This window comes from Pseudomonas sp. P5_B2 (assembly GCF_056400445.1).
Genome location: NZ_JBFULH010000144.1, coordinates 1 through 9556 on the forward strand (window position 1 = coordinate 1; position 9556 = coordinate 9556).

10 protein-coding genes are annotated in these 9556 nt (G+C 58.6%); 3 read left to right on the forward strand and 7 right to left on the reverse strand.

All coding sequences use genetic code 11. The annotated features are described in order from the left end of the window. Both AC1DRJ_RS13635 and AC1DRJ_RS13640 read left to right on the forward strand, forming a co-directional pair. A partial coding sequence (locus AC1DRJ_RS13635; RefSeq protein WP_477802616.1) for an efflux RND transporter permease subunit occupies positions 1–495 on the forward strand: 495 nt, incomplete at its 5' end. 549 nt (positions 496–1044) lie between these two features. Beyond that, a complete protein-coding gene (locus AC1DRJ_RS13640; protein ID WP_477802617.1) occupies positions 1045–1434 on the forward strand; it encodes a DUF6124 family protein in 390 nt (129 codons plus the stop codon). Positions 1435–1504: 70 nt separating this feature from the next. Here AC1DRJ_RS13640 and AC1DRJ_RS13645 read toward each other — a convergent pair whose 3' ends face one another. The 3 genes from AC1DRJ_RS13645 to plsB all read right to left on the reverse strand — a co-directional run bounded on the left by AC1DRJ_RS13645 (position 1505) and on the right by plsB (position 5492). Then, a complete protein-coding gene (locus AC1DRJ_RS13645; protein WP_477802618.1) occupies positions 1505–2194 on the reverse strand; it encodes a DUF4197 domain-containing protein in 690 nt (229 codons plus the stop codon). Between the two features lie 101 nt (positions 2195–2295). Then, entirely contained in the window at positions 2296–2898 is a 603-nt protein-coding gene (locus AC1DRJ_RS13650) for a hypothetical protein (protein ID WP_477802619.1), read from the reverse strand. Between the two features lie 95 nt (positions 2899–2993). Next, entirely contained in the window at positions 2994–5492 is a 2499-nt protein-coding gene (gene plsB / locus AC1DRJ_RS13655; protein WP_477802620.1) for a glycerol-3-phosphate 1-O-acyltransferase PlsB, read from the reverse strand. A gap of 232 nt (positions 5493–5724) precedes the next feature. On the opposite strand from plsB, the gene AC1DRJ_RS13660 reads away from it, so the two are divergent. Beyond that, positions 5725–5934, forward strand: coding sequence for a cold-shock protein (locus AC1DRJ_RS13660; RefSeq protein WP_477802621.1), 210 nt, complete (start codon positions 5725–5727; stop codon positions 5932–5934). Positions 5935–6068: 134 nt separating this feature from the next. On the opposite strand, the gene AC1DRJ_RS13665 is transcribed toward AC1DRJ_RS13660, so the two are convergent. From AC1DRJ_RS13665 to AC1DRJ_RS13680, 4 genes are all read right to left on the reverse strand, one after another. Continuing rightward, on the reverse strand, positions 6069–6446 hold the full coding sequence (locus AC1DRJ_RS13665; RefSeq protein ID WP_477802622.1) for a hypothetical protein: 378 nt from the start codon (positions 6444–6446) through the stop codon (positions 6069–6071). 84 nt (positions 6447–6530) lie between these two features. Then, positions 6531–7340 carry a putative RNA methyltransferase gene (locus tag AC1DRJ_RS13670; RefSeq protein ID WP_477802623.1) on the reverse strand — a complete coding sequence of 270 codons (810 nt, stop codon included), beginning with the start codon at positions 7338–7340 and terminating at the stop codon, positions 6531–6533. After that, the gene (dapE, locus tag AC1DRJ_RS13675; RefSeq protein WP_477802624.1) at positions 7340–8491 is read right to left on the reverse strand and encodes a succinyl-diaminopimelate desuccinylase; all 1152 of its coding nucleotides are present in this window, start codon (positions 8489–8491) and stop codon (positions 7340–7342) included. Before dapE ends, AC1DRJ_RS13670 begins: the two co-directional genes overlap by 1 nt. Positions 8492–8700: 209 nt before the next feature. Then, positions 8701–9556, reverse strand: an 856-nt coding sequence (locus AC1DRJ_RS13680) for a glycosyltransferase family 2 protein (RefSeq protein WP_477802625.1), incomplete at its 5' end; no start/stop codon positions are given.

Sequence of the window (9556 nt, forward strand, 5' to 3'; positions counted from 1 at the left end):
CGCGGACAGAACTCGGTGAAGGCGGGTGTGCCGCTGTTCATCGTGGTGGTGCTGACGCTATTGATGCTGCAACTGCGCAGTTTCTCGCGCACGGTGATGGTGTTCCTGACCGCGCCGCTGGGGCTGATCGGCGTGACGTTGTTCCTGATCGTGTTCCGTCARCCGTTCGGTTTTGTCGCGATGCTCGGGACCATCGCGTTGTCCGGGATGATCATGCGTAACTCGGTGATCCTGGTGGACCAGATCGAGCAGGACATCGCGGCAGGCCTCAAGCCCTGGCAGGCGATTATCGAGGCGACCGTGCGCCGCTTCCGCCCAATCGTACTGACCGCACTCGCGGCGGTGCTTGCGATGATCCCATTGTCACGTAGCGTGTTCTTCGGGCCGATGGCGGTGGCGATCATGGGCGGGTTGATCGTGGCAACAGCGCTGACGTTGCTGTTCTTGCCGGCGCTGTATGCGGCGTGGTTCAGGGTCAAGAAAGAGGCGGTCTGATCCTGGCGGCCGTCGGGCCGCCCACTTTTTCGACATCGCCTAATGCTCAAAATTGTGGGAGCGAGCCTGCTCGCGATGGCCTCGTGTCAGGCAGTTCATATTTCGACTGAACTACTGCTTTCGCGAGCAAGCTCGCTCCTACAGTTGATCTTTTGTGAATGCAGCATTTGCGTACGACAGAGACTCATAGTGGGAGCGAGCTTGCTCGCGATGGCGTCCTGGCAGACGACGATGTTTAAAGAGATGCTAAAACACCAGAACCTTCCCACAGGATTTTCAGGTTGTCTGTCGGAAGCGAGACCTCTAGGCTTTTGAATGTCGCTGCAAAAAGCAGCGACCGGGTTTCGCAGCCCGGTTAAACTTCAGATGCACAGCGTCCACCATCCGAAAGCGGGCGCTTTTTTATGCCTGTTTCATGGCGGCTGTGCGCGGGAGAYYTTCGGGTCTGCCGGGTTCCTGAAGTCCCGGTCTGCGAACCTGCGTACAGCTGCCACCTAATGTTCGTTTCGCAGCGAACGGTGACAGCTCCACTACTTCAGGAGCTACACAATGTTCAAAGACAGTCCAAACCCTCCAGACACAGAAACAGAACTGGAAATAGAAACCGACCCGGTGTCCCCTTACGCCTTCCTTGATTCCAAAAAACTCCACGATGCCGCCATTCGCGCTCTCGATCACTACCTGGCTTCACCCGTTGAAAAAAAGGCCAAAGCTGATCGTCGTCCCAGTACGATTTTCGTCATCGCCCCCAACGTCGATTCCGAAACTCTCCTGGCCCATGCCTGCGAAACCCTCGCCTCAGCAAACGTTATGGCCAGTGAGTTAGCCTTCAGCCAAAGCGGCCCGATGTGCAATCTAATGCTGGGGGTTCAACAGATGATTTCGCTGGCGGAGTTATCGGTGAATCGCGTTCTGGATCAATTCGATCCGCACGAGTAACGCAAACGTAAAAAACCCGCTGAACCTGTAAAGTTCAGCGGGCTTTCTGTCGCGTGATGATCGTTAAAAACTACAACGTTCCAAACACTTTCTTAGCCAGACTGGTCGCTGCCGCCGCAGGGTTCTGGCGGATGATTTCTTCCTGTTTGCCGATCATCTCGAACAGGCCGTTCAAGGCCTGCTCGGTGACGTAGTTTTCGACGTTGGCGTTCTTGGCATCCAACACACCCATGGTCGCTGCCTGACCGGCGAATGTGTTGTATTGCTTGGCCAGGCCGACCTGATCGGTGGCTTGCTTCACAATCGGCAGGAACTTCGCGCGGATTTGTTCGCGGCTGGTTTTGTTCAGGTATTGAGTGGCCGAGTCGTTGCCGCCGCTGAGGATGCCTTTGGCATCTTCCACACTCATCTTCTTCACTGCATCCACGAGGATCGGCTGGGCTTGGGTCACGGCGATTTCAGCTGCTTTGTTCATGCTGGTCTCCAGTTCGTCGACCTGAGCGCCCATGCCGAACTGCTTCATTTTACTGGCGACCTTGCCAAGTTTGCCCGGCAAACCGATTTTCACCTCCGGGTTATTGCTGAAGCCACCCGGTGTGCCGAGTTGTTTGACCGCCAGTTGCGCGCCTTGGGTCAGGGCGTCCTTGAGGCCGCCAGTGGCGTCGGTTTGCGACAGGTCACTGAGCGACAGTGCCAGCGCGCTGGCGGAGATCATCAAGCCTGCGCAGAGGCTGGCGAAGCGAAGGGTAGGGCGAAGCATGGCAGCTTCCTTGTTCGAAAGAGGAGTTTAGTGAAACGCTGGCGACAATCTAACGGATTTTTACAGCAGTTTCGCCCGTGTATTGTTGATGAACGCTATTTTCAGACTTTGTTGAAGGGTTTCAATACAACGGAGTGGGGATACACCGCGATTGAATTACGGTATTCATTTTCAGTGGCCCTCAGGGTATAGCGCTTGCCCGGCACGACAGTGTCTGGGTCATATTCCAGATAAAACGCCTCTGCCATTTGTTCACTGATATGCACTTGAGTCAGTTGGACCGCTGCATTGTCGTGCTCATGAGCAACAATGGTCACCGCGTGCTCGGGTTCTACCGTTTGAGGCTCTTGCGCCTGAATGTAAAGGCGACCAATAGGGCTCAGGTGCAGCGTTTGGCGATGCGGCGCACGGTGGACAATCACGAAGTGGTCCAAGTCAATCAGCAGCGGAGCCCCGTTGTGAGTCATGCTGACCGTCACGCGGTACTTGACGCTTACATCGAAATATTTATGTGCAAATGAAAAGTTCCAACGCCCGCTGCGCAATACCGCCGTTCGGGATTGAGCGACTTTTACTGGAGTCGAAGAGTTTGCAGTTTGAACGCATATATACGTTTCACCTTCGCCGCCAATGGGCGGCAGGAAGTCTTCAGGCAAACTAAAAGTGAGGGTGATGTACGTGTTGGTGTTTTCTGATGAGTTCATCGCGATATCCGTATCGGGATTAGTTGTGGGCGGTTATTAATCCATAATTGATCGACAATAAGAACATCCTTGTTCTTAAAGTTATGGTCAGGAAGTTACAGGCTCTCCAACTTGGCTTGATCCGCCGCATCTTCACTGCGATGCRATGCCACCTGACGGATCGACAAGCGAATCTCCGCGGGCAACACCCGTTTGGCCGCGCCTTCTGCCAGTTCGCCGAGCAGTTCGTGATAACTCAACTTGCCGGCTTCGTCACGCTTGAGCACGTCCAGAACAAGCATGGTCTGGATGAAGTGACGGAACAGGCTCTTGTCGAAGAACTCCGGGGCGTTCAGGCCGTGGAGGATAGACAGGCGCTGGGCCATCACTGTGCACAGGTCTTCCAGCTCTTCGGCGCTGATGCTGTTCTGGCCGCTGTTGAGCAGCAAAGAGACGGTCATGTAGAAGCGCTGCAAGGTCTGGGCGATGCTCTTCGACAACAAGGTCAGCAACACGAAATGCCGCGAACTTGGCGCCGGGCGCAGGTAGACATTGTTTTCGAAGCGCAGCAGGCCTTGTTCGACGAATGCTTCCAGCCATTGGTCGATCACGGCGTCCAGCTCATCCATGGACCAGCGAATGAACAGTTCCGATTGCAGGTACGGATACAGCGCGCGGGTGTAGCGCAGGATCTGTTCGCGGTTCATGCGCGAGGCGCTCTGGAAGAAACTCGCCAGTAGCGCTGGCAACGCAAAGATGTGCAGCACGTTGTTGCGGTAGTAGGTCATCAGKACGGCGTTTTGCTCGTCCAGATACAAAATTTTGCCCAGGGCATCGCTCTGCTCGGACAGCAGGTCCATGTCCTTCACATGATTGATCAGTGCGCGACCATCACCTTCCGGCAGCGTGGTGTGCGGTGAATACGGAACCTTGCGCAGCAGCGCCAGATACAAATCGAGCACTCGTGCCATCGCGCGATCATCCAGCGCCAGGCGGCTGGTGGAGAGCAACGCCAAGGCCACCAGGTTGACCGGGTTGATCGCGGCCGCTTCGTTCAGATGCTGCGCGACTTTCTCGCCGAGACGGTTAGTCGTTTCGTTGAGCCAGGCCGGTTTGAATTGTGGCCCGAGTTCCTGTTGGCGCCAGTCCGGCTGTTCGATGTCGAGGAACTCCGCCAGTTTGATCGGCTCGCCGAAGTTCACCGCCACCTGGCCGAAGCGCTGCTTGAGCGCACCGATGACTTTGAAGATATCGAAAATCGATTCTTTCTTTTTGGTCGCGCCTCGCAGTTCGCCGAGGTAGGTCCGGCCTTCGAGCACCCGTTCATAACCGATGTACACCGGCACAAATACGATGGGCATGCGCGACGAACGCAGGAAGCTGCGCAGGGTGATTGCGAGCATCCCGGTTTTCGGTTGCAGCATGCGCCCGGTACGCGAACGGCCGCCCTCGACGAAGTACTCGACCGGGAAGCCTTTGGTGAACAGGGTGTGCAGATATTCGTTGAACACCGAGGTGTACAGCGGGTTGCCCTTGAAGGTGCGACGCATGAAAAACGCGCCGCCGCGACGCAGCAGGCTGCCGATCCCCGGCATGTTGAGGTTGATCCCGGCGGCAATGTGCGGCGGGGTCAGGCCATTGCGGAACAGCAGATAGGACAGCAGCAGGTAGTCAATGTGGCTGCGGTGGCAGGGTACGTAGATCACTTCGTAACCCGGGGMGACCTTTTGCACGCCTTCGATGTTGTTGACCTTGATGCCGTCGTAGATCTTGTTCCAGAACCAGCTCAGCACCACTTCCATGAAGCGAATCGCGGTGTAGGTGTAGTCGGAGGCGATCTCGTTGCCGTAGCGCAGGGCCTGGGCCTTGGCTTTTYCCGGGGAAATATTCTCGCGCTCGGCTTCGTCGAGGATCGCTTGCTTGACCAGCGGCTGGTTGACCAAGCCTTTCACCAGATTACGGCGGTGGGAAATGTCCGGACCGATGACTGCGGCTTTGAGGTTGCGGAAGTGCACCCGCAGGATCCGCTGGGCCATGCGCACGGTGCGCTCGTGCCCCTTGTTTTGATCGATCAGCTCACGCAGATGGATCGGCGCGGAGAACTGCACGCGGGTCTTGCGCCCCAGCACGATGATGCTCAGCAAGCGACGCAGACGCCCGGTGACGGCCCAGCTGTCGGCGAAGAGCAATTTCCACGGGCTCGATTCGCTGTCCGGTGACTGCCCCCAGAACACGCTGACGGGAATGATCTGCGCATCTTCGGCGGCGTTCTGGCTCAAGGCGCTGACCAGTCGGTTCAGAGTCGGAGGAGCGCCGCGTTTGTCCTGGCGACCGAGCCAGTCGGGGTCCGGTGTCAGGTAAAAGAATGCGGCAGGTTCCACCAACGTACCCACCGATACCGGCAGCACCGGGCGGGGCAGGCCAGCCTTGCTGCATTCGGTGTCGACCACGGCGAGGTCGGTCAGCGAAGGGTTTTGCAGGACGTAGAACACCGGGCGACTGCGGTCCAGGTCAAGGGTGAACGACGACTGGTTGATCGTCTCCGAGCGAACCCAGAGATACAACAGTCGGCGCAAGGTGCCAAACACAAGACGGCGAAACGGGGAGCGGGTCATACGGCTTCTGCATGAGTGGAAAAGACCGAGCGTTTGCTCGGGCGGTCGATAGTGTGCCGTATTCGCTGAAAATCGGCAAAAAAGCGCGTAAGTAAACCCGTTTGAGAGTTTTTGCGCCTGACATATACTCGGCAAGCCCGCAGTGGCCAGACAATGCCACCTTCAGCGCAAGCAATGTTCCCGAGGCTTTCCTGCGAAAAGCCCGATCATAATAAAAAAGGAGTATGAACAGATGGCAACACGTGAAACCGGCAACGTGAAGTGGTTCAACGACGCCAAGGGCTACGGCTTTATTCAACGCGAGGACGGGGTGGACGTGTTCGTGCACTACCGCGCAATTCGTGGCGAAGGACACCGTTCGCTGGCTGAAGGTCAGCCGGTTGAATATGCCGTGGTGACCGGTGAGAAGGGGCTGCAGGCTGAGGATGTGGTGGGGCTCTAAACCCACTCTTCAGATCACACAAAACCAATGTGGGAGCGGGCTTGCTCGCGTATGCAGTGTGTCAGTCGACATAGCTTTGGTTGACACACCGCCTTCGCGAGCAAGCCCGCTCCCACATTTGATCCGCGTTGCTTTTAAGCAGTTTTCCAGGTGATTTCTTCTTCACCGTCCGCGCTGATACGCATCCAGCGATCCGCTGTTTCTTCACCCTCTTCCTCGACCCACGTACCCGGCGCGCAACGCACTTCGACGTTCAGCGCAGCAAAAGCTGCGCGGGCGCAGGCGATGTCGTCTTCCCATGGGGTCTGGTCGCTGTCCAGGAACAGGCTGTTCCATTTGCCCACGGCCTTGGGCAGCCAGGTCACTGGCACGTTACCGGCCTTGCACTTGTAGGTCTGCCCCTTCTGAACCCAGTCGGTGCACGGGCCCAAAGCGGTGCCGAGCCAGGCCGCGATGGCCTTGTAGTCGACGTCGGTGTCTTTCAGGTAAATCTCGATATCGGGTTGGCGCATGGATGTCCTCACTGCGGGTCTGAAAAATCCATTCGCGGATTTAGCCGGCCTCAAGCTGTTCGCTCAAGACCAAAATTTAAGAATTTATTGAAGAACAAAATAATCGTAGCGCATCGACACAGTGACCTCGAACGGCTCGGCCTGTTCGATGACTGCCGCACGGCGTTCAGCACTGGCGCGCCAGCCATGGGGTGTCATGGCCAACAGGTTCGCGCGGTCCTGACCCTTTGAAAGTGTCAGTTTGAATTCCAGGGTTTCGCTGTGTTGCAGCGCCATGCCTTCCGGCACCAACGCCAGATGCTTATCGTCGGTGTATTCACGCACTTCGTCGTACAGTCGCTCGCGCAGTTCCATCAAATGGCCGCTGGTCGGTCCGACTTTCATCAAGCCGCCACCAGGGCTGAGCAGGCGTTTGGCCTCTTCCCAGTCGAGCGGGCTGAAGACACTGGCGAGAAACTGGCAACTGCCCGAGGCCAACGGCACCCGCGCCATGCTGGCGATCAACCAGGTCAGTTGCGGGTTGCGTTTGCAGGCGCGTTTCACCGCTTCCCGGGAGATGTCCAGCGCGTAACCGTCGGCGTGCGGCAACGCCTCGGCGATTTGCGCGGTGTAATAACCCTCGCCACAGCCGATATCCAGCCAGCGCTGTGGCGCGTATTGCGCCGCCAGTTCGGCCAGACGCTTGGCTACCGGAGCGTAATGGCCGGCGTTCAAGAAGTCGCGACGGGCTTCGACCATGGCCAAGTTATCCCCAGGGTCGCGGCTGTTCTTGTGCTGCACCGGCAACAGGTTCAGGTAACCCTGGCGCGCGCGGTCGAAACGATGCCCGGCGGGGCAAGCCACGCCGTTGTCCACCGCGTTCAGCGGTTCGCTGCAGATCGGGCAGGCGAGCATCAGGCGAGCAACTTGATCAGGGTCTGGTAGTAGATGTCGGTCAGCACGTCGAGGTCAGCGGCGAGTACTCGCTCGTTGACCTGGTGGATCGTCGCGTTGACCGGGCCCAGTTCAACCACTTGGGTGCCCATGGTCGCGATGAAACGACCGTCGGAGGTGCCGCCACTGGTAGAGGCCTTGGTTTCACGACCGGTGACGTCCTTGATGCTCGACGCGACTGCGTCCAGCAACGCACCCGGCTCGGTGAGGAACGGCAGGCCGGACAGCGCCCAGTCGATGTGCCAGTCCAGGCCGTGCTTGTCGAGAATGTCGGCGACGCGCTTTTGCAGGCCTTCAACGGTGGACTCGGTGGAGAAGCGGAAGTTGAACACCGCCACCAGGTCACCCGGAATCACGTTGGTCGCGCCGGTACCGGAGTTTACGTTGGAGATCTGGAAGCTGGTCGGCGGGAAGAAATCGTTGCCGTGGTCCCAATGCTCGGCGGCCAGTTCGGACAGGGCCGGGGCGGCGAGGTGGATCGGGTTCTTGGCGAGGTGCGGATAGGCCACGTGGCCCTGCACACCGCGAACGGTCAGCTTGGCGCCGAGGGAGCCTCGACGGCCGTTCTTCACCACATCGCCGACCAGGGTGGTGCTCGACGGCTCGCCGACGATGCACCAGTCCAGACGTTCCTTGCGCGCGGCGAGGCGTTCAATCACAGCCTTGGTGCCGTGATGCGCCGGGCCTTCTTCGTCGCTGGTGATCAGGAAAGCCACTTTGCCCTTGTGATCCGGGTAGTCGGCGACAAAGCGCTCGGCAGCCACGGTCATCGACGCGAGGCTGCCTTTCATGTCTGCCGCACCACGGCCGCAGAGCATGCCGTGTTCGTCGATCAGCGCGTTAAACGGGTCGATCTGCCAGGCGGTCACCGGGCCGGTCGGCACCACGTCGGTGTGACCGGCGAAGCACAGCACCGGGCCGTCGTGTTTACCGTGGGTCGCCCAGAAGTTATCCACATCTTCAATGCGCATCGGTTCCAGCATGAAACCGGCATCGCCCAGGCGCTGCATCATCTGCTTCTGGCAATCGGCGTCGACCGGCGTCACGGACGGACGGCGGATCAGGTCGATGGCGAGTTGAAGGGTCGGCGAAAGGTCGGCTTGGGCCGTCATGGAAAACTCCGGAAACTGTAAATGTGGGAGCGAGCCTGCTCGCGATGAACGATGACACGGTCTGTATGACAAACCTCATCGCCTGCATCGCGAGCAGGCTTGCTCCCACAGGTATTGGGTCAGGCCATTGGGCGCAAGGCCTGCAAAATGGCGGTTATCTTAAAGCAAAACGGCGACCATTGGCCGCCGTTTAGTGCATCTGTACAGATTTAGACGGCTGGTGCCGGCTCAGGTGCGGCTGCCGGTTTCGGCAGCGAAGACAGGAACGCCATGATCAGCGCCGCCAGATACGGCAGCGACTGCACCAGCAACATGATCACCCAGAAGCGCATGTCGTTGCTCGGCAAGCCGTTCACCAGGAAGATCCCCAGCGCCGCGCCCCATAACAGCAGCATGATGAACATCTCTTCCCGCGCCTCCGAAATGGCCACCCAGAAGCCGTGGTTATCGGCGTTTTTCGGCGTGCGGAAGAACGGAATGCTACTGGTGAAGAACCCGTACAGCACCGCTTTGGCGATGGTGTGCGACAACGCCAGCCCGGCCAGTGCCGCGCAGAACGCATCTTTCAGGTTCACGCCGACGGCACGGCGATACAGGAAGATGATCTTGCCGACCTTGAACACGAACAGTGCCAACGGCGGGATCGCGAAAATCAGCAGCGGTGGATCGACCCGCTGCGGCACGATGATCATCGCCGCGGACCACAACAACGCGCCGACCGTGAAGAAGATGTTCATGCCATCGGCGACCCACGGCAACCAGCCCGCAAGGAAGTGGTAACGCTGGCCACGGGTCAGTTCGGTGTCCTTGCCGCGCAGCAGGCTGGCGGTGTGACGCTTGATGATCTGAATCGCGCCATAGGCCCAGCGGAAACGCTGTTTCTTGAAGTCGATAAAGGTATCGGGCATCAGGCCTTTGCCGTAGCTGGTGTGGTAGTACGCCGCCGACAGGCCTTTTTCGAACACGCGCAGACCCAACTCGGCGTCTTCGCAGATGCACCAGTCGGCCCAGCCAAGCTCTTCGAGCACCGAGCGCCGGGTCATGGTCATGGTGCCGTGCTGGATG